The 23,924-nt window shown below is 59.0% G+C and carries 17 protein-coding genes; 6 read left to right on the forward strand and 11 right to left on the reverse strand.

Going from position 1 to position 23,924, the window contains the following annotated elements; all coding sequences use genetic code 11:
• Window positions 1–252 precede the first annotated feature (252 nt).
• Complete coding sequence (locus C3938_RS04405; RefSeq protein ID WP_199775485.1) at window positions 253–1,452, reverse strand: endo-1,4-beta-xylanase; 1,200 nt, start codon at window positions 1,450–1,452, stop codon at window positions 253–255.
• Between the two features lie 186 nt (window positions 1,453–1,638).
• On the opposite strand from C3938_RS04405, the gene C3938_RS04410 reads away from it, so the two are divergent.
• Window positions 1,639–3,030, forward strand: a complete 1,392-nt coding sequence (locus C3938_RS04410) for a glycoside-pentoside-hexuronide (GPH):cation symporter (RefSeq protein ID WP_105102005.1) — start codon at window positions 1,639–1,641, stop codon at window positions 3,028–3,030.
• A 35-nt stretch (window positions 3,031–3,065) separates the two neighbouring features.
• Complete coding sequence (locus C3938_RS04415; RefSeq protein ID WP_105102006.1) at window positions 3,066–4,670, forward strand: glycoside hydrolase family 43 protein; 1,605 nt, start codon at window positions 3,066–3,068, stop codon at window positions 4,668–4,670.
• A 117-nt stretch (window positions 4,671–4,787) separates the two neighbouring features.
• On the opposite strand, the gene C3938_RS04420 is transcribed toward C3938_RS04415, so the two are convergent.
• The gene (locus tag C3938_RS04420) at window positions 4,788–5,465 is read right to left on the reverse strand and encodes an NUDIX hydrolase (protein ID WP_105103220.1); all 678 of its coding nucleotides are present in this window, start codon (window positions 5,463–5,465) and stop codon (window positions 4,788–4,790) included.
• 237 nt (window positions 5,466–5,702) lie between these two features.
• Between C3938_RS04420 and C3938_RS04425 the strand changes: the two genes are divergently transcribed.
• On the forward strand, window positions 5,703–6,128 hold the full coding sequence (locus C3938_RS04425; RefSeq protein WP_105102007.1) for a DUF2147 domain-containing protein: 426 nt from the start codon (window positions 5,703–5,705) through the stop codon (window positions 6,126–6,128).
• Window positions 6,129–6,276: 148 nt separating this feature from the next.
• Here C3938_RS04425 and C3938_RS04430 read toward each other — a convergent pair whose 3' ends face one another.
• The 7 genes from C3938_RS04430 to C3938_RS04460 form a co-directional block, all read right to left on the reverse strand.
• Window positions 6,277–7,797, reverse strand: coding sequence for a DHA2 family efflux MFS transporter permease subunit (locus C3938_RS04430; protein ID WP_233998643.1), 1,521 nt, complete (start codon window positions 7,795–7,797; stop codon window positions 6,277–6,279).
• Between the two features lie 15 nt (window positions 7,798–7,812).
• Complete coding sequence (locus C3938_RS04435; protein ID WP_199775486.1) at window positions 7,813–8,895, reverse strand: HlyD family secretion protein; 1,083 nt, start codon at window positions 8,893–8,895, stop codon at window positions 7,813–7,815.
• Entirely contained in the window at window positions 8,892–9,338 is a 447-nt protein-coding gene (locus C3938_RS04440; protein WP_105102009.1) for a MarR family winged helix-turn-helix transcriptional regulator, read from the reverse strand. Before C3938_RS04440 ends, C3938_RS04435 begins: the two co-directional genes overlap by 4 nt.
• 152 nt (window positions 9,339–9,490) lie before the next feature.
• Window positions 9,491–11,740, reverse strand: a complete 2,250-nt coding sequence (parC, locus tag C3938_RS04445) for a DNA topoisomerase IV subunit A (protein ID WP_105102010.1) — start codon at window positions 11,738–11,740, stop codon at window positions 9,491–9,493.
• A gap of 162 nt (window positions 11,741–11,902) precedes the next feature.
• Window positions 11,903–13,885: an Ig-like domain-containing protein gene (locus C3938_RS04450; protein WP_158681558.1), complete on the reverse strand. Its 1,983-nt coding sequence runs from the start codon at window positions 13,883–13,885 to the stop codon at window positions 11,903–11,905.
• A gap of 354 nt (window positions 13,886–14,239) precedes the next feature.
• The gene (locus C3938_RS04455; RefSeq protein WP_105102012.1) at window positions 14,240–16,894 is read right to left on the reverse strand and encodes a protein kinase domain-containing protein; all 2,655 of its coding nucleotides are present in this window, start codon (window positions 16,892–16,894) and stop codon (window positions 14,240–14,242) included.
• 7 nt (window positions 16,895–16,901) lie between these two features.
• Window positions 16,902–17,444, reverse strand: coding sequence for an ECF-type sigma factor (locus C3938_RS04460; RefSeq protein ID WP_105102013.1), 543 nt, complete (start codon window positions 17,442–17,444; stop codon window positions 16,902–16,904).
• Window positions 17,445–18,154: 710 nt separating this feature from the next.
• Between C3938_RS04460 and C3938_RS04465 the strand changes: the two genes are divergently transcribed.
• From C3938_RS04465 to C3938_RS04475, 3 genes are read left to right on the forward strand one after another with little or no spacing between them, the layout of a single operon-like run.
• Window positions 18,155–18,754 carry an ABC transporter ATP-binding protein gene (locus C3938_RS04465; RefSeq protein ID WP_105102014.1) on the forward strand — a complete coding sequence of 200 codons (600 nt, stop codon included), beginning with the start codon at window positions 18,155–18,157 and terminating at the stop codon, window positions 18,752–18,754.
• Window positions 18,751–19,557 carry an ABC transporter permease gene (locus tag C3938_RS04470; RefSeq protein ID WP_105102015.1) on the forward strand — a complete coding sequence of 269 codons (807 nt, stop codon included), beginning with the start codon at window positions 18,751–18,753 and terminating at the stop codon, window positions 19,555–19,557. Before C3938_RS04465 ends, C3938_RS04470 begins: the two co-directional genes overlap by 4 nt.
• Window positions 19,487–21,196: a phytoene desaturase family protein gene (locus C3938_RS04475; RefSeq protein ID WP_267893017.1), complete on the forward strand. Its 1,710-nt coding sequence runs from the start codon at window positions 19,487–19,489 to the stop codon at window positions 21,194–21,196. Before C3938_RS04470 ends, C3938_RS04475 begins: the two co-directional genes overlap by 71 nt.
• Before the next feature lie 101 nt (window positions 21,197–21,297).
• Here C3938_RS04475 and C3938_RS04480 read toward each other — a convergent pair whose 3' ends face one another.
• Window positions 21,298–21,900: a DUF899 family protein gene (locus C3938_RS04480; RefSeq protein ID WP_105102017.1), complete on the reverse strand. Its 603-nt coding sequence runs from the start codon at window positions 21,898–21,900 to the stop codon at window positions 21,298–21,300.
• Between the two features lie 29 nt (window positions 21,901–21,929).
• Window positions 21,930–23,873, reverse strand: coding sequence for an aconitate hydratase (locus C3938_RS04485; protein ID WP_105102018.1), 1,944 nt, complete (start codon window positions 23,871–23,873; stop codon window positions 21,930–21,932).
• Window positions 23,874–23,924: the final 51 nt, after the last annotated feature.

A 23,924-nucleotide genomic window follows, 5' to 3' on the forward strand; every position in this document is an offset into this window, starting at 1 on the left:
GCTTTCGAAAACCAATACCCAGCACTCCGCCTTCGCTTTGAAGTTCAGCACTTCGTTAGCAGACAGCGAACGTTCTTTTCGGGTCTTTTAGAAAACTGAACTATCCGATAAGGCGCCGATACCGGGGACAGCCTTGCCAGACCTTCCGCGAGAGGGACCTCGCGGAAGAGCCCCCATGGATGGGTTCACGGCGTGTCTGGCAAGGCTGTCCTCGGTAGCGGTGCTGCCACGAGGTCCGCTACAACGCACTCTTCAACTGGACTTGGAAAAACCCTTTAGTCCAGCAACAGCGTAATAAGCCTTCTTTGGCTCACCTTCCCGATCAAAAATCAGCGGGTAGTTGGTCCGCCCAACCACAGGCCAATCGTTCTTCCACGATTCCGCATCCGTAGTCCCCCACAGTGAAACCCGACGGACCTTGTCCCGGTGCTTCAGGAAAAGCTTGAACAGGGATTCATACCGCGCCGCCAGTTCATCGACGAGTTTTTCCGGCAACTGCTCGGGAAAAGGATTGAGTTCTTCCGAATAGGCAAAGTTGGTAGAGATCTCCGCGCCCATGTAATCGTAGGCCTTGGGCAGTACATCCACATCCAGTTCGGTGATATGCACATTGAGGCCAGCGGCGGCGATGGTCTCTATGCTGGCTTCCACTTCGGCAATGGCGGGTTCGCGCAAGTGAACATGGGCCTGCATACCGACACCGTCTATCGGCATACCCTGCCTGCGAAATTTCGCGATCTGCGCCAAAGCAAAATCCCGCTTCGCCGGGCTTGTCATGTTGTAGTCGTTGTAGAGAAGCTCTGCATTCGGGTCGACTTCGCGGGCGAGATGGAAGGCGCGGGGAAAATAATTTTCACCGAGGGCGTTGTACCAGTGGCTCTCGCGCCACTGGCCATTGTCGGTGACCGCCTCGTTCACCACATCCCACGCCTGAATTTTGCCGCGGTAACGCCCGGCCAGTGTGGCGATATGGGCTTCCATGGCCAGCTCGATCTCTTTGCGTTTGCGCAAACGTCCGTGCGCATCGACGAAGACCGTCTCCGGCATCTGCGAGTGCCATACCAGGGTGTGACCAATGGTGTACATCTGGTGGCGCTGACCAAAGTCCACCAAGTGGTCCGCTCGCTGCCAGTCCCAGGTATCCGCCTGCGGATGGACCTCCTCCCACTTCATCGCGTTTTCCGCGGTGACGGCGCTGAACTCGCGGGCGACCAGTGACTCAAGGCCCGGGTTCTGTGCACGCAGGGTGGTGTTGGAAAGTGCGGTGCCTACCTTAAAGTCTTTGGCAAACAGAGTTCCCAGGCCCGGCGCCGGGGGTTGCGGCTGGCCACTGAGCGCTTCCGCCAGCAGTTGCCGCGGGCTGGCGCTGCCCAAAACCAGGCCGACGCCGGCTGCGGTAAAGGCGCTGCGTAGAAACTGTCTCCGCGCTCCGTTCATCATCGCTTTTTTCATGTTCCCACCTTACTTATTCTTCTGTTTGTTTTTTAACCTGACCAGAACAATACAGTAGCGGGAGCAAAATGCTAGACAGCCCTCGCCGCTGTGTTATAGTCACTCAGACTATTAATATTGCTCGGCGAAAGCCAGTATAAAAAAATCAATATAAAGCCAATAACAATAACGAATGAGAGAAACACCATGCGCACATCCCGCATTGGCATCCGTGAGAAGATCGGTTATGGCCTGGGCGATACCGCCAGCAATATCGTGTTCCAGGTGGTCATCAATTTCCTGCTGGTTTTTTACACCGACGTGTTCGGCATCTCCGCCGCCGCCGCGGGTACCCTGCTGCTGGTGGTGCGGATCTTTGACGGCATCACCGATCCGCTGGTGGGTGGTATGGCAGACCGTACCCGCTCGCGCTGGGGACGCTACCGCCCCTATCTGCTGTTGATGGCTCTGCCCTATGCGGGTCTCGCAGTGCTGGCGTTTACCACCCCGGATCTCGGGGAAAACGGCAAGCTGGTGTATGCCTACATCACCTACACCCTGCTGATGACCGTCTATACCGCCATCAACATCCCCTACTCCGCTCTGGGTGGGGTGATTACCGAAGACACTACCGAGCGCGCGTCTATCCAGTCCTACCGTTTCGCCATGGCCATGGTCGGTGGTGCGCTGGTGTCAGCGCTGACCCTGCCGCTGGTGAACCTGCTCGGTCAGGGCGACAAGGCCTTCGGTTACCAGATGGCGATGGCGGTAATGGCCGCGATTGCCGCACTGTGCTTTTTTATCTGTTTCTGGAGTACCCGCGAGCGGGTTGCGCCTGAAATGGCCACCGAACCCAAGGGCAGCATCGCGAAAAATTTTGCAGCGGATTTTTTCAATCTGTTTCGCAACAGCCAGTGGGCGGTTATTGCCATCGCCACCTTCTTTCTGCTGGTGCTGGTCGCCATGCGCGGCGCGGTCACACCTTTCTACGTGACCTATTACTTCCAGTCGGAAAATCTGGTGAGTCTGTTCGTCACCCTGCCCATGCTGGCCGGCGTGGCGGGTGCGGTGAGCACCAACTTTCTGACCAAGCGTTTCTGCAAGGTGCGCCTGTTCAACTGGTCGATGATTGGAGTAATCCTCACCCATGCCGTGCTGCTGCCGCTGGGGCGCGATCAGGTGTACCTGGCACTGGCCCTCGCCATGGCCGCAAACTTCGTGCACATGATCGCCATTCCACTGATTTTCTCCATGGTGCCCGACACGGTGGACTGGTTTGCCCGCAAGGGACACCCGAAAAAAATGGCCATGGCCTACTCCGGACATCTGATGGCACTGAAGCTCGGCCTCGCCTTCGGTGGCGCCTGCGCCGGCTGGCTGCTGGGCTACTTCGACTATGTACCGAACGCCGAACAGAGCGAGCGCACCCTCGACGGCATCGTACTGATCTACGCCGCGGGCCCGGTAGTGTGCACCCTGATCACGATGGCTGTGTTCCGCTACTACCGGCTCACCAATACTTTTTTGACCACGGGCGCAGGTGAGGATGAACAAAGCGCGGCCGAGGCTACCGCTGCCGTAAATGCGGCCTCCCACTGAACCGATTGCGATTTAAGGATGTGACGAAAGACGTGATGAACAACCCAATTCTGAAAGGCTTCAACCCGGATCCCTCCATCGTGCGGGTGGGCGACGACTATTACATCGCCACCTCCACATTCGAATGGTATCCGGGTGTACAGATTCACCATTCGAAAGACCTGGTGAACTGGCGCCTGGTGAGCCGTCCACTGAACCGGGAGGCGCTGCTGGATATGCGCGGCAACCCGGATTCCTGTGGTATCTGGGCACCGTGCCTGTCGTATTGCGATGGATTATTTTATCTGGTGTACACCGACGTAAAACGTTTCAACGGCAGCTTCAAGGACGCGCACAACTACATCACCACCTGCGCCACCATCGACGGCGAATGGAGCGATCCGGTGTATGTAAACAGCAGTGGTTTCGACCCGTCCCTGTTTCACGATGATGACGGCCGAAAGTGGTTCACCAACATGGTGTGGGATCACCGCACCGGCAAAAACCCCTTCGGTGGTATTCTGCTGCAGGAGTACGATCCTGAAGCGAAGAAACTCGTCGGTCCGATTACCAATATTTTTCGCGGCACCGAGGCCGGCCTTACCGAAGCGCCGCACATCTACAAACGCAACGGCTACTACTATCTGCTCACCGCCGAGGGCGGTACCGGTTACGAGCACCGCATGACGTTTGCGCGCGCACAGAGTATCGAGGGTCCCTACGAACTGGATCCCCAGGGATATTTCCTTACCTCGGCAGACAATCCCGATCTCGTTCTGCAGCGCTCCGGCCACGGCGATATCGTGGAAACACCTCAGGGAGAAGTCTTCGCGGTACACCTGTCCACCCGCCCGCTGCCCGGTATCAAGCGCAGCCCGCTGGGTCGCGAAACGGCGATACAGCGCGCAGTATGGAGTAACGACGGCTGGCTGCGGCTCGCCCACGGCAACAATCAGCCGCAGGCCACCATCGATGCACCGGATCTGCCGCCGCACCCCTGGCCACAGGACGCCACACGGGACGAGTTCGATGCGGCGGAACTGCCGATGCACTATCAATGGCTGCGTACTCCCCATCCGGAACAGTTTTACAGCCTGCGGGATCGCCCCGGATTTCTGCGTCTGTATGGCAAGCAATCCATCGGCAACTGCGTCGAGCAGGCGCTGATAGCCCGCCGCCAACAAGCGTTCTGCTTCACCGCCACCACCAAAGTGGAATTTGTTCCGCACAGTTTTCAGCAGATGGCGGGGCTGACCTGTTACTACAACGGTCAGAAATTCCACTACCTGTATATCTCTTACGACGACGAGCACGGCAAGCACCTCGGTATCATGAGCCACAGCGATGGCGAGGTGACCAGTGTAGAGTTCCCGCTGGGAAATTACGGTTCCGGCTCGGAACAGGTCGTGTCACTGCCGGCAAGCACAGCCATTTTCCTGCGCGCGGAAGTCGCGTTTGAAAAACTGGATTTTCTCTGGTCGGTGGATGGGGAAAACTGGCAGAAGATCGGGGAAACGCTGGACTACAGTATCGTTTCCGATGAGGCGGGACGCGGCGAGGGTGCCAGTTTTACCGGTGCCTTTGTGGGTATGGCCTGCCAGGATATTTCCGGAGCCAACTGCCCTGCGGATTTCGATTTCTTCGAGTATCTGGAGCGGTAGCCCGCAGCTCCGAGACACAATTCCCCACAGAATGTTCCGAAGTTGGAATGGTGAGTAGTCTCTCCCACAATCCTTTGGCCCGGCGTCTTGTACTCCGGGCTTTTTTTATCTCGGCGCTCACACTTCGAACACAAACCCCTGTTCGGTGAGCTCGCGGTAAACCTTCAGATCAAAACGGTACAGGTTGGCGGCGCGGTAGCTGACGCCCGACTGCTTTTCATCCGTAGATATAAGCAGGTTCATTTTCATCATTTTGCGACGAAAGTTGGGTTTGTCGAGAGTAATATCCAGCACCGCTTCGTAGAGCCGTTGCAGCTCCAACAGGGTGAATTTTTCCGGCAGCAGGTTGAAACCTATCGGCTCGTGGCGAACCTTGTGCTTGAGCCGCGCCAGGGCTTTGCTGAGAATGCTGTCGTGGTCAAAAATCAGCGGCGGAGTTTCACGTACATTGACCCAGCGCGCGTCCAGCTCGGTTTTCCCCACGGAAAGCGCGTGGGCATCGGAGCGCACCAGGGCGAAGAACGCCACGGTGATGATACGCTCACCGGGATGGCGTTCCAGCTCGCTGAATGCATGCAGTTGCTCCAGGAAAATATCCCGCACCCCGGTGCGGTCCAGCAGCACCCGGCTGGCGGCCTGCTCCAGGGTTTCCCCCTCCTTCAACCAGTCGCCGGGCAGCCCCCAGTGACCGCGGCTCTCACCCTCGCCATGTTTGACGATCAGTACTTTCAGTTCGCCGTCGTCGAAACCGAAAATGACATTGTCTACGGTGAGTGCGTGCTTTTTGAGGGGCATAATTCGCTGTTTTTCCACGGTCAGTGCCTGGGTGTTTCCCTCACCCCAGCGCCAGATATTTTGCTTTACATTGGAGTTGCGGATTATTCCACAGAACTCGGAGCCCCGCAGTGCCAGTGGCCACCTGCCCAACCGGTGTTGAGAGGCGTACCATCTACACTAAAAGGGACTTCCCAATACGGAGTGTGACCTGAAAAAATGGTATGGTCACATACTGTTTACCTGTGAGATCCCATTATGAAAAAGCTATACCTTGCTATTGCTGCCGTTCTCGCCTCCCTGCTGCTGTCTACCCAGCTGGCATTTGCCGATGTGGTGGGACGCTGGAAAACCATTGACGATGAAACCGGCCAGCCGAAGTCGATCGTGGAGATTTACGAACAGGGCGGGAAATACTACGGCCGTGTGGTGGACCTGCTGATGAAACCGGACGATACCGTGTGCGATGCCTGCCCGGGTGCGTTGAAGGGGCAGAAAATCGTCGGTATGAATGTGATCACCGATATGGTGAAAGCCGGGGATGTGTACGAAGGCGGGAAAATTCTCGACCCGGTGAAGGGCAAGGTATACGACTGCAAGATGTGGGAAGAAGGCGGCAAACTGATGGTGCGTGGTTACCTCGGCTTCTTCTACCGCACCCAGACGTGGTATCCGGCGAACTAGTCCATCTCCAGATTCGAGCGCTCCAGATTCAAGAGGTCCTGGATGGTTTCCGTGGCGGCCCTGTGCAAATGATTGCCGATGAGGTTGTTGAGCACAGGACCACCAAGAGGTGGCCACGCAATTCACTGCCGTACCCCAACGCCCCGCGTTACCCCTTCCTATCCGGATTGGACAGCAAAAACACCAGCGGCATGGCCGCGATATTGATCCACATCAGCATCTGGAAATCATTTACGTAAGCGATCTCCGCCGCCTGCGCGGTGATGGTGCTCATCACTTCCGCAGGCAGTGCGGTGAGCAGATCGGCGGAAGGTAAGTTCACTCCCGATGGCATCTGCACCCGCTCACCCAATTGTTGCTGGTTGATCCAGATATTGCGTGTCAGTGCGGCCATCACAATGGACACGCCAATACTGCTGCCCAGGTTGCGCGACAGGCTGAACAGCGCCGTGGCTTCGCCGCGCAGACGAGGTTCGAGTGTGGCGTAGGCCAGGGTAGAAATCGGTACAAACACCAGCCCCAGCCCCAGCCCCTGCACTACGCCGGTCACGATCAGGTCGTGCTGGCTCACCTGCAGGTTGAATCCGGTCATCTGCCACAGGGACAGGGAAATAAACCCCATGCCCAGCAGGATCAGCGCGCGCGCGTCGAAGTGTTTCATCAGCTTGCTCACCAGCATCATGGAGATCATGGTGCCAATACCCCGAGGCATCAGGACCAGGCCGGTGGTCACTACCGGGTAGCCTTTCCACTGCTGCAGGAAGGAAGGCAGCAGCGCCATGGTGGCCAGCAGGGTGATACCGACCACGAAAATGAACGCGACGCCCGAGGCGTAGTTCCTGTCGCGGAACAGCCCCGGCGACAGGAATGGGTTGCTGGTACTGCGCGAGTGCACGACGAACAGGTACAGCCCCAGCGCAGAGGCGATAGCGTAAAGCTGGATTTCCAGTGCCTCGAACCACTCCACCTGCTCGCCGCGGTCCAGCAGCATCTGCAGCGCGCCGACGGCAAGCGCGAGCATAGCGAAGCCGAAGGCGTCGAAGCGCTGTTTACGGGTTTCAGTTTCCGGCACGAAGAAGTAGATACCGAGCATCGACAGGATGCCGAACGGCAGGTTGATATAGAACACCCAGCGCCAGGAATAGTACTCGGTGAGCCAACCGCCAAGCGTCGGCCCGAGAATAGGTCCGATCATCACCCCCACACCCCAGATGCCCATGGCCGACGCATGTTTCTCTTTCGGGAAGGTGTCGAGCAATGTGGCCTGAGACAGCGGCACCAGGGATGCGCCGAATACGCCCTGCAACAAGCGCCACAGGATCATTTCACTGAGGCTGCCGGCCTGGCCACACAGCATGGAGGTGATGGTGAAACCGCCCACCGACCACAGGAACAACTGGCGGCGGCCGAAGCGCTGGGCGAGATACCCCACCGGTGCCGTCATGATGGCCGCAGCGACGATATAGGAAGTGAGCACCCAGGTGATCTGGTCGCTGCTGGCACCGAGGCTGCCCTGCATGTGCGGCAGTGCCACGTTGGCAATCGTGGTATCGAGCACCTGGATAATCGTGGCCAGCATGACGCTGAGCGCAATCAGCAGCTCACTGCCAACGGCCCTGGCCTGAGGACCCGGCGCCGACATTGCGTCAGGTTGTGCCGTCTGACTCATATCCGCAACGCCCGTTTACAGCACAACACGGCTGTCGCCGCCGTTGGCGGCACGGGCGGAAACCAGCGTTTTGTCCTCGGCGGTGTCGATCACCACTTCCGCGCTCATGCCGGCGCGCAGTACCGGAGCCAGCTGGTCAGCACCGTGGTCCGCCGGCAGCAGGCGCAGGCGTACCGGTACCCGCTGTACCACTTTCACCCAGTTGCCGCTGGCGTTCTGCGCGGGAATCAGCGCGAACTCACTACCAGCGGCACCGCTCAGGCTTTCCACCAGCGCCTGGAATTTTACCCCCGGGTAGGCGTCCACGGTGATTTCCGCCTGCTGCCCCGCGCGTACATGTTCCAGCTGGGTTTCCTTCAGGTTCGCCTCGATCCACATGTCGTCGGTGCCGAGCAGCGTCACCACGGACATGCCGACCACCGCCAGTTCCCCCACCTGCGGGACTTCGTTGGCAATGACGCCGGATACCGGCGCCGTTACCCGGGTGCGGGAGAGCTGATAGCGGGCCTTGTCGAGCTGCGCCTGCGCCACCATCACGTCCGCCTGCTGGTCCAGCGGTACCTGGGAGTTACCGCCCAGCTCCGCGCGCAGACTGGCGAGTTTTTCCGAGTTGATGGCAATTTTCGCGCGCGCCTGATCCAGTTTCTGGCGCGACTCGTCCAGCTGGGATTCCGACAGTGCGACCTTGCCGAGCTTTTCGTTGCGATCCATCTGGCGGCGGTAAAATGCCGCATCTGTCTGCGCCTGCTGCAGTTCCGCTTCCGCCTCCGCGTAATCCGCCTGGCGCGCGTGCACCTGGTTTTTTACCTGCGCCAGGTGCGCTTCCGCTTCCGCTACCGCGAGACGAAAGGGGGTGTCGTCCAGTTGCACCAGCAGATCGCCTTTGTTGACGTGCTGGTTGGCCTTGATGGGCACCTCGGCCACAATGCCGCTCACTTCCAATGCCAGAGAGAGCTTGTCGGCTTTTACATACGCATTATCCGTATGCACACTGCTGCCGCCGCCCCAGATACACCAGGCGGCCACCACACCAGCCACTACCATACCAAGCCCAAGCGCCAGGCCACGGGATTTCGATGTCTCTTTCACCTCCGTCACTCAACAGTCTCCTCTCGGCTCAGGTTTTCACGTACCCGGCTCAGTAAATACATCAGTTGCTGCAGCTCTTCCGCACTGATCCCGGCCAGTGCCTGGGCGCGGGTGTCCCCGGCGAGCAGGTGCAATGTATCCAGCACCGGCGCGGCGGCCTCGGTAAGGAAAATCCGGAAACAGCGCCGGTCCTGGGGGTCGGGCCGGCGCTCCACGAGGCCCTCGGCCTGCAACAGGTCGATCTGGCGGGTCAGGGTAATCGGGGCCACATCCATACGTTCGGCCAATTCCGCCTGCTTCATCCCCTGGTTTCTGTTCAGGATCCAAAGCACCTGCCAGCGGGCACGAGTGAGGCCGTGGGACTTGGCGCGACGGTCAAAATTGCGTTTCAACAGACGTGCGGCGGTATGCAGCTCAAACCCCAGCTGCGCCGCGAGATCAGATTTGTTCATGGATTCCCGGAATGAAATGCGGCCGGTCGCCGCCGGCCTGTAAGTGGAGTTATTGTAAGGATGCTTACTATTTACTCAAGACTGAATCAGGGATTTCATCCACAAAAAAGGCGACTCGAAAGTCGCCTTTTGAGGATGGAGTACACCAGCTACTACTTCCGCTGCACTTCCACCTTGTCCACTTTCTGGAACCCCCGCGGGAGCTTGTTGCCGCGGCGACCCCGCTCACCCTGATAGTGCTCCAGTTCCGTCACCTTGATTTTGGTGTGGCGTTTGCCGGCGTGGATCACCAGCTGGTCGTCGCCTTCCAGAACCGCGATACCGACAAGAATTTCCTCGCGGCTGGCGGCGCGCGCCGACGGGATATTGATGATCTTGTTGCCCTTGCCTTTCGCCAGCTCCGGCAATTCGGAAACCGGGAATACCAGCATACGACCTTCGCTGGACACGGCGGCGAGCAGCGCTTTATCCGGATTTACGATTTCCTGCGGCGGCAGCACGCGCGCGTTCTGCGGCAGGCTCAGCATGGCCTTGCCGGCCTTGTTGCGAGACTGCAGGTCGGCGTACTTGGCGATAAAGCCATAGCCGGCATCGCTCGCCAGCAGTACCTGCTGGTCGTCGTTGCCCATCAACAGGCCTTCAAAAGTAGCCCCCGACGGCGGATTGATACGCCCGGACAACGGTTCGCCCTGGCCCCGAGCCGAAGGCAGCATGTGTGAGGCGATGGAATAACTGCGTCCGGTACTGTCGAGCAACAGCGCCATCTGGTTGCTCTTGCCGTGGGCGGCAAACTTGAAACTGTCGCCGGCCTTGTAGCTCAGTGAGGTGGGGTCGATATCGTGCCCCTTGGCCTGGCGAATCCAGCCCTTGTCGGACAGCACCACGGTGATCGGATCCGAGGTGAGCAGGTCGGTCTCGCTGAAGGCCCTGGCTTCCTCGCGCTCGACGATGGGCGAGCGGCGCTCATCGCCAAACTCGTTCGCCGCTTCCAGCAGTTCCTTCTTGATCAGGGTCTTGAGGCGACGCTCGCTCTCCAGGGTTTTGGTGAGGGTATCGCGCTCTTTTTCCAGCTCCGCCTGTTCGCCGCAGATCTTCATTTCTTCAAGGCGCGCCAACTGGCGCAACTTGGTCTCGAGCACGTATTCCGCCTGCACGTCACTCAGTTCGAAGCGGCGCATCAGCTCCTGCTTCGGTTCGTCGTGGGTGCGGATGATCTCGATTACTTCGTCGATGTTGAGGAAGGCAATCAACAAACCGGCCAACAGGTGCAGGCGCTTCTCGACCTTGTCGAGGCGGAACTGCAGGCGGCGTCGTGTGGTAACGGTGCGGAAGCTCAGCCACTCGGACAGGATCTTGTCCAGAGACTTTACCTGCGGGCGGCCGTCGACACCGATCATGTTCAGGTTGACCCGGTAGCTCTTCTCCAGGTCGGTGGTGGCGAACAGGTGATTCATCACCTGATCCAGGTCCACGCGGTTGGACTTGGGCACGATGACGAGACGGGTGGGGTTCTCGTGATCGGACTCGTCGCGCAGGTCGGTGACCATCGGCAGTTTCTTGGCCTGCATCTGCGCGGCGATCTGTTCCAGCACCTTGGCACCACTGCACTGGTGCGGCAGCGCGGTGATGACGATATCGCCATCCTCTTTGGTCCACAGCGCACGCATCTTCACCGAGCCCTTGCCGGTCTCGTACATTTTCACCAGATCGGACCTGGGGGAGATGATCTCCGCCTCGGTGGGCATATCCGGGCCGTGAATGAATTCGCACAGCTCGGACACCGTCGCCTTGGGGTTTTCCAGCATGTGCACGGTGGCATCCACCACCTCGCGCAGGTTGTGCGGCGGGATGTCGGTGGCCATGCCCACGGCGATACCGGTGGTGCCGTTCAGCAGGATATTCGGAACCCGGGCCGGCAGCACCGCCGGCTCTTCCATGGTGCCGTCGAAGTTCGGCTGCCAGTCCACGGTGCCCTGCCCCAGTTCCGACAGCAGCACCTCGGCGTATTTGCCCATTCGGGATTCGGTGTAGCGCATGGCAGCGAAGGACTTGGGATCGTCCGGCGAGCCCCAGTTGCCCTGGCCATCCACCAGCGGGTAGCGGTAGCTGAACGGCTGCGCCATCAGCACCATCGCCTCGTATACGGCGCTGTCGCCATGCGGGTGGTACTTACCGATCACGTCGCCCACGGTGCGCGCAGACTTCTTGTGCTTGGCGCTGGCCTTCAGCCCCAGCTCGCTCATGGCGTAGACAATACGCCGCTGCACCGGCTTCAGGCCGTCGCCGATATTGGGCAGGGCGCGGTCGAGGATCACGTACATGGAGTAATCCAGGTACGCCTTCTCGGTGTAAGCCGCCAGGTGCTGGCGCTCGGAGGCGTCGTAGACGGAGGGCTCGGTCATACTGCGAAGATCTCGTTATTCTGCTCGAAGGTGCCGATTATGGCGGGAGACGGGAGTCTGTTCAAAGAATTGGGGCAGGCAACAGCCGGAACCCACAAAAAGCGGCGGCGGCCTCCCACCGGAGACCGCCGCCCGGGCACCGCTCAAGCAAACACTGCAGGATCAATACGCAAACACGGCGCCGGTGTCAGTGCCATCGTTACTATCCCAGTCGCCACCGAGACCGGTAGCGCCCCCGTCTTCACCTGCACTCCCCACAAACAGAGTGCTGCCGCTGGCTGACAGAGCCACCGAGGAACCAAAGATATCTTCCATCTCCGTATTCGGCGCCTTCACGTAGCGCGTTTCCTGCCACTGCTCCCGGAATTGATAGACATAGACGGCGCCAGCCGCAACGGCGCTGTCACTGCCGGGATCGCCATTCAGGCCTGTGGAGTCGCTACTCTCATAAGGGGAGCCCACGGCGAGGGTTGTGCCATCCCCCGACATCGACAGGCTGTAGCCAAAGATATCGTCGGCATCAGGATTGGACGCGGTAAGTTGGGCCTGCTGACCCCAACCTGCGCCGTTGCGCCGGTAGACAAAGACAGCGCCGGCATTTGCCGCTGCGGCATCGTGGTAGAGCGCACTCGCCGCCAGCGTGTCGCCGTTGTCAGACAACACCAGGACACTGCCGAGCGCATCTGCATCGCTGGCGGACCCAGTCAGGTTTGCCGCCTCTACATCCCAGCTGCTTCCGTTGTAGGTAAACACATAGATTCCGCCCGGCGCCAGATCGCGCACGGCACCGCTGGCCAGGGTGTTGCCGTCTGAAGACAGGGCAAGTGAATAACCGAGCCCCCGCGCAGCAGTCACATCATTGCCTTTGAGATAGTCGCGCTCCACCCAGCCGGAGCCATCGTTGGCGAACAAATAGATAGCCCCGGAGTCCAGGGTACTGTTATTGCCGGGATCACCATCGCTGTCCTCGCCGTTGGCACCAACAGCCAGCACGGCGCCATTTGCCGAGAGCGCAACGCTCACCCCGAATTGATCCCCCTCTCCCGTATTGGCCCCCTTTATATACGCTTGCTGTGTCCAGTCTCCGGCATTTCTCCTGAATACATAAGCGGCGCCAGCATTGAAGCTGGCGTTGACGTTAATGGAGTCGTCACCATTGATACCCGTTGCACTGCTGTCCTCGTAGCGCGCCCCCACCGCCAGAGTGTTGCCGTCGGCAGACAGTGCCAGCGAACGAAATCCGAAGTAGTCGTTGTCGTCGGCCTCCAGCGGCACTATTTTTTTCTGGAATTGCCAACCCTCTGTATTTTTATAAAAAACGTAAACAGCTCCCCGCCGGTTACTCTCTTCCGCGGCAATAGCCAGCGTCGTGCCATCAGCGGAGAGAGCAGACGAGATACCAAAGTGGTGACTCGGACCAGGAGCCTTGAAGTATCCGATCATTTCCGCCACCGCCACCTGATCCAGCGGAATTTCACCGGAGCGCCCAAGCTCGATACCCGCGCTGTCCAAAGCCACCAGCTGTAAGCGCGCGCTCTCCCACGAGGTCAGGTGTAGTGACATATCGAATTCCAACGACGTCGCACCGCCGGCGATTTCACCGAGCTCGGTATCCGTATATCCAGACACGCCGTCCGGATTGATCTGGATGCGATAGTGGTCTGGTTCCGAGTCCACAGCCCAGGCCAGATGCAACCGTCTGGGGTGGGAGCCATCGCCACCGGCCTCGGCGCTGGCGGAAAGAAAATCGGTAACCGGGTGTACAGTAATGGTCAGTGTAGCGCTGGTGGCATCCCCATCCCGATCGGTAATCTGATAAGTAATCTGATCAGTGCCATTAAAATCGGCTTTCGGCGTATAACGAATTACGTCGTCTGTGAAATCCCCGGGTGTCCCACCGTCCTCTATTTCCGCCACACCGTGTTCCGGTGTCGTCACCAGGGTAAAACTTCCGGCACCGTCGTTACCGAAGTCGTCGTTGGATAGAACCTCTGCGATGATCGACGTATCTTCTTTCACTCCCGCCGTATCATCGGTCGCGGTGGGGAAATCATCCGTGGAGCTGTTGCCACCGCCACCGCTACTTCCACCGCCACCACTGCCACCGCAGGCAGCAACAGCCATCACCGCCAACAGCAGCGACACGATGCGAACCTTTCTAATCGTTGCTGAAAATTGATTTTTTACGCCGTCCATTGTTCCCCCCCCCAAACCTGTTTAGATAATCATCAACACCTGAACCTGGCGGATCGAATCCGGATACCCGGCAGCCGCCACTACATGAGACTCGATGGGTGCCGCCGAAAATCTTGGGGACGCTCAATAAAAAGAGCTGTACGGCAGCACGATCGATTTCTGCTCGGCTGGCGATCTTCTGGCTTAAGAAATACCCCACCGCTACCAGTACATTCGTATTTCGGGCACGAAAACTGACAGCAGCCTGGAAATAAAGTGGGATCGACAGGAAGGACACCGGCTGGCCAGCGCCAGCCGGGCGTATCAGGGAAAGGCGAGACAGCTTGCGGTATCTGAACCATCTGCAGCATCTGCACACTGGGCAATGGTGCTATCACGGCCAAAGGCAACCATCGCCTGTGTCACGCCTTCAGGATTTTCCTGGCTTAGCCGCCGGGCCAGCACCAGTGATAACATCCACGGACGCATCCAGCGCCGCGATGCCTGCTCGGGGGCGTATCTTTCCCGCAGACTGCTCAAGATGCGAGCACTGCGTTCCAGCTCTCCATCGGACAGGTACAGCTCGGCGCGCGCCTGCTCGTAATCCAGCGGAAGCTCATTTGCAGACGCGGCTTCGCGCTGCCCACACTCGTTCAGCACTCCAGCTGCATGAGATTTACGCCCCATGCGCAGTAACACCGACGTCTCCATGCCGCAATTTGCCAACCACTGTGGCGAATCGCCGCGGTCGAGAGAGACAAGCATTTCGCGGCTCTGTGAAAGATCCGCAAGGGCGGCTTGGTATTCCCCCCGGGCCGCACGGGCGTAGGCCCGCCCGCGCAGACAGGACTCCGCGTGCAGATCATTGCGATTCAGAGCTGTATCAACGGCAATACTCTCATCGTAACGCCGAAGCGCTTCCTCAAAATTCCCATCCTGCAGCAACACTGCGGCGTGATTACAAATGGCGACGGCCTTCACCAGATGCGGCGCCCGATATATCCGTTTTGCAACAGCCTCGGCGCGCTCGGCCAATTCGGTCGCCGCCCGGTTGAGCCCCATCTTGCGATAAGTGGGAACCGCGTCCGCCAGGGTATAGGCGTACCAGCCGTTGTCATCGCCATAGAGTTTGCGCGCCACCTCAAAACGCTTTTCGTGAACCGGCAACTGCTCTTCGGCACTGCGGCCCGCCAGGTAAATAACGGTAGAGAGGTGGTTCAGGGTATCCAGATGCAGGTGGGAAACCTCCAGGCCAGCGGCCGCAATATCCTGCAGAGACTGCCGGATCAAAACCTCAGCCTCTTCCACCTTGCCCGCCGCCATCAACGCGGAGCCGAGCGAACTTCTTGCTGCAATTTTTTCTTCCGCCGGCGCAGGCCACCGGCTCATGAGTGCCAGAGATTCCCGGTAGTGCTTGATGGCGCTGTCTATAGGCCCCCGGATCTTGAAGTAGCGACCGAGATTCCAGTGAATTCTCGACAGTTCGCGCGGCTCTCCCCCACCGGCATCTCGCAGCAGCTCCAGAGCCTCCCGCAGGTCTTTTGCGCCCTTATCCATCTGGTTCAGATCGAGGCGGGAGGATCCTGTCAGCAGTAAAATATCCGCCGCGGCCACTGGATCCACGCCGGCGATTTCCTCGCGGGCCCGACGGGCCCCTTCAGTCAACAGCTCGTGTGCGTTCGGCACACGCCCCTCGGCGGGGTCGGTGGACACCATAACAGTTTGCAGAAAATCCCGAACCAGTACTGCCCGACGAGCCTGGGACTGAGCGTTGTTCGCCTCTGACTTGGCCAGCCGGGCCTGCCACAATGTGCCAGTCACTCCCACGACGAGAGCCATCACCAGCGCAAAAGACATGGCCACCGCCGTCCGGTTGCGCTGAACAAATTTCTTCCACAGGTAAAACGGATTCGGCGGTTGCGCCAGTACCGGCTCCCCCTGTAGCCAGCGACGCAGTTCCTCGGCCAGGGCGTCGGCGGAGGCATAGCGACGGCACGGATCCAGATCCAGCGCCTTCTGTAGCACCTTGTCCAGGTCCTGCTTCAATGCCGGGTAGTGGCGCCGGTAACTGGCGCCGGCAGTCAGGGCACGGCCAGATGGAGCAGTCAGAGAAACATGGGTATCCATATCTCGACTGTCGCGCGGCGGACTGCCACACAGCAACCGGTACAGCAGAGCGCCAAGACCGTAGACATCCATGGCCGTGGATATGCCGCTACCGGTAAATTGCTCCGGGGCCGCGTAACCGGGCGTCAGCGCTCGCCACAGCGTCCGGGTAATGTCTTCCCCGTCATCGGCAAAACGTCCAATGCCAAAATCCAGCAGGCGAACATGTCCGCCCTTTTCCACCAACACATTGGAGGGCTTGATATCCCTGTGGACCACCAGAGCGCGATGGGCATAGGCAACGGCATCGCAGAGCTGCAGGAAAATTTTTACCACACTGCGGGTATCGAGCCTTTCGCAGTGACAGTCGATACGCTCGCCCTCTACCAGCTGCATAGCCAGCCAATAGGTGCCGTCGTCGCTAACACCAGAATCAATCAAAGAAGCGATATGAGGATGATTGAGCTTTGCCAGAATTGCCAATTCGCGCCGAAAGCGCTCGGCACCCAGATGGCACAAAGAGGCGAGGGTAAATATTTTGATCGCCGCTCGTTGCTCGACTCCCGGTGCAGAACGCTGCGCGCTGTAGACGACCGCGGACCCTCCGCTACCCAACTGTTTTGAGAGGCGCCAGCCTCCCAGCTCACGACCAGCGAGCGCATTGGACGTCTGGTGGCACGCGGTAAAAGCCGGGCGCTCGAGAAACGCGTCTGGTTGGCGGTGCGCCCGCAAAAGATCGCGGACTTTTTCCATCACTTCCGCAGGTGCGGAAAGCTGCTCCAACGCGGAGTCGCGCTCTGCTTCCGGTAATTCGAGCAACCGCTCAAAAATTTGATCGGCCGCCCGCCAGTGTTCGGTGTCACCGTTATTCATATTCCCCCTACGTCATCTGCACCTGCAGAAAGGCTCTTGCCCTTTCCCACTCGCGGTGCACCGTACGTTCAGCACACCCCAGCAATTCGGCAATTTCGGAGATTTGCAGGCCGGCAAAGTAGCGCAGCTCGACCACCAGGCGCCGCTGTGTACTGAGCTTGTCCAGATCATCCAGACTTTGATGCAGCGCGACAATCTGCTCTGAATAGCGCCGGTCTTCCAGTATTTCCAGAAAATGCGCGTCGACCTTCATTTCACAACCCCGCTTGCCAGCCATCCCTTTTCGCGCGTGATCCACCAGTATCCAGCGCATCGCCTGCGCCGCAGTGGCAAAGAAATGTTTGCGATCCGTTACAGAGGGAATTGCGCCGGAGCTCAGGCGTAAATACAGTTCATGCACCAGCACCGTGGGTGTGAAAGTATGGTCATCAGCTGCCAGCCGCGCGGCCGCCAGTCGACGCAACTTGGGATAGAGAGCGGTAAAGACCATCCCTAACTGCTCCGGTCTGCCGGCGCGGGCCTGAGCCAACAATTGGGTAATTTCGTCCACTTTGCTGCCTCTGAAGTCGCTGCGAATCCATGAAAAGCGCGAGACGAGTACAACGGCCTCCTCAATTTGACCGGCAGCATGGAATATTATTTTAGTAGTTTGCAATATCCGGTAGATCCGAATTATTGCAACGGGAACTACCGCTGTTTATATCACGCCAGTTAGGGGAATTGCGCAAGGAGGGCCATCAGGAATCGGCTACTTTCAGCCCGCATGTGCGCGCCATCAAATCAGAGCCGTGAACCAATCGGAAATTCGTGCATATCTGATATGCCGATGCATTTTTCCCAACCTTACGGCTTCGATCCCCGGCCACGGCTATCACATAGAACGGGTGCGGATGAGGGGAAAACCATCCCGGAGAGCGTGCAAACTGCTGTTCCACGCGCGTACACCGGATATCACCCCAGCGTGTTGCAAATGATGTACATCAATAAAAACACCAGCGACTCTTTCCACAGCAGTGCCTTTCAGACGAAACTAACCCTGTTTTGCACGAGCGGCTTCTGTCCATCTACCTGACGGTACGCACAATTCCCGGGCACCGCCCCCCTTATACGGAGTGGATGACCAAGTGTCAGCAATAGCCTGTGGAAACCGACATACAGAGTTGTAGGGATCAGGCTTATGGCGAGTATTTGCAAACAGCTTTTTATGGAAATCGTGCAAAGATTGGCTGATACCGTGACGACATACAGTGAATAGAAACATTGACGAAGCTAACCCTTGAAAGCGTCTCCGTTGGCAACCTGGAAAATATCGACCTGCAGATAGCTCCGGGAGAAATTGTCTGTCTTTCCGGTCCTTCCGGCGCCGGCAAGAGCCGCCTGCTCAGGGCCGTCGCCGATCTGGAACCCCACGGTGGTTCGGTGTCTCTGGATTCAACGGAGCAGGCTTCCGTGCCCGCCCACCGCTGGCGACGCCAGGTGATGATGGTGCCGGCAGAGAGCGCCTGGTGGTTCGATAGTGTCGGTGAGCACCTGTCCAAACCCGCACCGGAAATGTTGCATGCACTGGGCCTTGCCGACAGGGCCGGCGAATGGCCCGTATCCCGCCTGTCCTCTGGAGAAAAGCAACGCCTGGCCTTGTTGCGGGCGCTGATTTGCGAGCCCAGGGTCCTTCTCTTGGATGAGCCCACCGCCAACCTGGACGAGAGAACCACCCGGCAGGTGGAACACTGGCTGCAGTCCGTGGTCCGCGAGCGCCGCTGCCCCGTACTCTGGGTAGCGCACAGCGAAGAGCAGATTCGGCGTGTGGCGAAGCGGCATTTTCGCATTGAAGGCCCGCGCCTGCTGGAGGTACCGGTGTGAATATCATCGCCCTGTCCTGGTGGCAACTGGCCCTCGCCGCCACACTGGTACTGGCCCTGGCCACCTGCACTCATTTCGCGCGCCTTGGACTGGGCAGGGCGCTGCTGGTAGCCGCGGTACGCACCGCCATTCAACTGGCGCTGATCGGCCTGGTGCTGGAGGCGCTGTTCGCGGTGGATAGCTTTTTCTGGGTGGCGCTGATGGGCCTTGCGATGCTGCTGCTCGCCGGCCGGGAAGTGGCAGCGCGGCAGAAATATCGACTGCGCGGCGGCTGGAGTTTTGCCATAGGCACCCTGTCGATGTTTATCTCCGCCTTCAGCGTCACCATACTGACCCTGATGGCGGTGATCGGTCCCGAACCCTGGTACCAACCCCAATACGCCATCCCGCTTCTCGGAATGCTGCTTGGCAACACCATGACCGGCGTGGCTCTGGGGCTGGACCGCCTCACCGAAAGCGCACGGCGTTCCCGCGATATCATCGAAAACCGGCTGATGCTCGGTGAGACCTGGGTCGATGCCTGTGGCGACTTTCGCCGCGACGCCATGCGCGCCGGCCTGATGCCGATTATTAACGCCATGGCGGCCGCCGGAATCGTCTCGCTTCCGGGTATGATGACCGGCCAGATACTCGCGGGCACTGCACCGGCGCTGGCGGTGAAGTACCAGATCCTCATTATGTTCACCATTGCCGCGGGCACTGGCTTTGGTACTTTTGCGGCAGTGAGCATCTGTGCACGCAGATTATTTGACGGACGCGAGCGATTGCGTCTGGACCGACTGCACCGCGAGGGAAGCCACTAAATCGGCAAAGAGAAAACCAGTAAAGCAATTAGAAAATAAAGAAGTAAAAAGGCAGAAAATAATAATGAACGATTGTTTGATCATCGGCGGCGGCCACAACGGCCTGGTGTGCGCCTGCTACCTGGCGAAGGCCGGCAAGAAAGTCACCATTCTGGAACGCCGCGAACTCGTCGGCGGTGCCGCGGTAACCGAAGAGTTTCACCCCGGGTTCCGCAACTCGGTGGCCAGTTACACCGTCAGCCTGTTGAACCCCAAAATCATTCAGGACCTGAACCTGCACAAGCACGGCCTCAAGGTAAAGCTGCGCCCGCAAAACAATTTCTTCCCGCTGTCCGATGGCAACAGCCTGTCGTTCCATAAAAACCCGCGTGACACCCTCGCGGAAATAGCGCGCTTCTCCGAGAAAGACGCCGCTGCCCTCCCCGCATTTTATGAAATGCTGGAAACCGTGGCGGATGTGCTGAGAGAAGAACTGCTGCGCACGCCGCCCAATGTGGGCGGCGGTCTTGTGGACCTGATCCGCGCCGGCAGCTTCGGTCTGCGCGCCAGAAAACTCAGCATGGCCCAGCGCCGCGACACCCTAGACCTGTTCACCAAAAGTGCCACCGATGTGCTGGACGCCTGGTTTGAAAGCGACGCGGTCAAAGCCGCCTTCGCGTTCGACTCCATCGTCGGCAACTACGCCGCCCCGAGCACACCGGGCTCCGCTTACGTGCTGCTCCACCATGTATTCGGCGAGGTCAACGGTGAGAAAGGGGCCTGGGGTCATGCCATCGGCGGTATGGGCGCCATCACCCAGGCCATGCTGAAGGAAGCCGGGCAACTGGGTGTAGAGGTCATCACCGGCGCCGACGTGGAAGAAGTCTTGATTGAAAACGGCTGGGCCAGGGGCGTGCGCCTCGCCAACGGCGACGTCCACCGGGCGCACAAAATCATCTCCAACGTTGGCCCGAAACTGCTGTTCGGCAAACTGATCGGCGAGCAACACCTGGACCCGGAATTCCAGCGCCGGGTGCGGGGTTTCAAGGTCGGCTCCGGCACCTTCCGCATGAACGTCGCCCTGAAGGAGCTGCCGGACTTTACCTGCCGCCCCGGCACGCACCTACAGCCGCACCACCAGTCGGGCATCGTTATCGGGCCCAGCATGCAGTACCTGGAACAGGCCTACCTGGATGCCAAGCAGTTCGGCTGGTCGAAAAAACCCATTGTGGAAATCCTTATCCCTTCCACCGTGGACAACTCACTGGCACCGGAAGGCCAGCACGTCGCCAGCCTGTTCTGCCAGCAATTCGCCCCCGAACTTCCGGACGGTCGCAGCTGGGACGAAGAGCGCGAGCAGGCCGCCGATACCATCATCGACACCGTCACCGAATACGCCCCCAACTTCCGCGAAGCCATCATCGCCCGCCAGATCCATTCACCACTGGATCTTGAGCGAAAATTCGGACTGGTGGGCGGAGATATTTTTCACGGTGCGCTGGGGCTGGATCAGCTCTGGAGCAACCGGCCGTTTATGGGGTTCAGCGATTACCGCACGCCGATTAACGGGCTGTATATATGCGGTTCAGGAACACACCCCGGTGGTGGGGTGACCGGGGTGCCCGGGCATAATGCAGCGCGGGAGATATTGAAGGACTGAGCAGAGCGCTGGATGTCGACCTGTCCTTTTTAGATGCACGGACCTGCGCACAGTGAACGGGCTTGCAAATAAATCGACAGGTTGATCATCCAGGGACGGGGTTATTCAACGAGATTTTCCCCACCGTCATCCATTTTTCTGGGACGCTGCCAGTAGTTGTATTGCGGCGTCCACGAGTCGGCACCCGAACCCGCCATATTCAGCAGATCCCACATCACGCAGTAATTGTCACCCGGGCCGAAAACGCTGGCATTCTTACGGAAAATTCTGTTTTCCTCACGGACGTAAACTACCGCGCCGGGCATGTTGCCCTCGCCATCCACCACGCTCTGCTCCCGGATGTAATCGCCACCTCCATGACTGGCAAGTCGGAAGCGCCAGCCGCGACTGCTGGAAAAGCGACGCTGCACGTCGGGAGCATCCTTGGAGAGCAGCACCACGGACATGGCGGACTCCAGGTGCGGCAGCAGGCCGTTGAAGCCATCTGCCCAAAGGGTGCAGTAGCGGCAGCCCTGCCCCATGTTGTGAATGGCAAGCAGGGTGTCACTCTCACCAAACAGATTGAGCAGACTGACCTCACCCTGCAGGGTGTTGAAGGTGTAATTCGCCACTTCGACACCACTGGACTTTTTCTGCAATACCGCGAGTTTGTGTTTAAGCTCGCCGATCTGCTGTTGCAGTGCGGTAATTTCCTGCTGACTCATACTTATTCCCTCCGGTAAATGTTTACCTGCTATGGGCCGATATTTTTCACCCTGTTGATCAAACCACCCGCAATCACCGTCGCCACTTCTTCCTCGTTCATATTGTGCGTAACGGTTAGGGTTTTTCCGTCACTGAGTTGCACCACCACATCCCGCCCCTGGTTTAACTGCGCGGGGAAATTGTCCACTGCGAGCACATCGCCCTGTTTCAGACGCGCCAGGTCTGCAGGTTTGGAAAACAGCAACGGCACTATGCCAAAATTGATCAGATTGCGGCGATGGATACGCGCCATGGAAACCGCGATCACTGCGCGCACGCCGAGATAGCGTGGCGCAATCGCGGCGTGTTCACGGCTGGAACCCTGGCCGTAGTTTTCTCCACCAATGACGAAACTGTCACCATTGTGCGTCTTCGCCCGCTGGTAAAAACTGTCGTCGATACGGGAAAAGGTGTAGTGACTGATCGCGGGAATATTCGACCGCAGTGGCAGTATGTCAGTGCCGGCGGGCAGGATTTCATCGGTGGACACATTGTCACCGGTCTTCAGCAGGACAGGACCTGAAACGGTTTCCGCCAAGGCATCAAATTCCGGCAGTGGCTGGATGTTGGGGCCCTTTTCCAATTCGATGGCTACCGGAATTTCGCTGGAGAAGTCTCGCGGTGCCAGCATCAGCGAGCGCATGTCGTTGAGTCTTTCCGGCTCATTGAATACCGGATAGTCCATGTCCATATCCCGCGGGTCGGTAATTTTTCCGCTGAGCGCACTCGCGGTAGCCGTCTCCGGGCTGCACAGGTACACCTGATCTTCCTTGGTACCAGAGCGACCGGGAAAATTACGTGGCACGGTGCGCAGGCTGATACGGCCACTGGCCGGCGCCTGCCCCATGCCGATACAGCCATTGCAACCGGTCTGGTGCAGACGCGCCCCGGCCTGCAGCAAACGGTTCAGGTCGCCATTACGGCTGATTTCCTCCAGTAACTGGCGGCTGCTGGGATTGATATCAAGTGACACTTGCTCGGGAATCCTGCGTCCATCCACCATTTTCGCCGGCACCACGAAATCCCGCAGGCCGGGATTGGCGGATGAACCAATGTAGCTTTGATAAATCGGTTTGCCCGCGACTTCGCGCACGGTGACGACCTTGCCGGGGCTGGACGGACAGGCAATCAGCGGTTCGATAGTGGAGAGATCGAGCTGTTCGCGATGATCATAGCTCGCGCCCTCTTCCGCCTGCAGGGCCACGAAGTCCTGCTCGCGGCCCTGCTGCCGAAGAAAGGCGCGAACATTTTCATCCGCCGGAAATACGCTGGCGGTCGCCCCCATTTCCTGCCCCATATTGGCGATGACATGGCGGTCCATGGCCGTGAGGGTGGCGAGCCCCGGGCCGTAATACTCGAAAATTTTATTCACACCGCCTTTCACATCGTAGCGGCGCAACATTTCCAGGATAACGTCTTTGGCGCTCACCCAGGGCGGCAACCTGCCGGTGACCTCGACACCGACAATCTCCGGCATCACCAGTGAAAATGGCATGCCTGCCATGGCCAGTGCCACCTGCAGACCGCCCGCTCCCATGGCCAGCATCCCCATGGAGCCCCCGGCGCAGGTGTGGCTGTCGGAGCCGAGCAGGGTCTTGCCGGGTACACCAAAGCACGCCATGTGTACCGCATGACTGATGCCGTTGCCCGGGCGTGAGAACCACAGCCCCCATTTGCGCGCGGCACTCTGCAAAAAAAGGTGATCATCGGCATTTTTAAAGTCCGCCTGGATCAGGTTGTGATCCACATACTGCGCCGACACCTCGGTTTTCACACGCTCCAGGCCAAGCGCTTCAAACTCAAGCATGACCATAGTGCCTGTGGCGTCCTGGCACAGGGTCTGGTCAATTTTGAGCTGCACCGCCTCGCCGGCCCGCATGCGGCCACTGACGAGATGTTGTTCAATCAATTGCTGGGTGAGATTTTTGGCCATGGCTGACACTCCATTGAATTCGACACACGCCTTCGTCCCCGCGTCGACAGC

Source organism: Microbulbifer pacificus (genome assembly GCF_002959965.1).
Classification (GTDB): domain Bacteria; phylum Pseudomonadota; class Gammaproteobacteria; order Pseudomonadales; family Cellvibrionaceae; genus Microbulbifer; species Microbulbifer pacificus_A.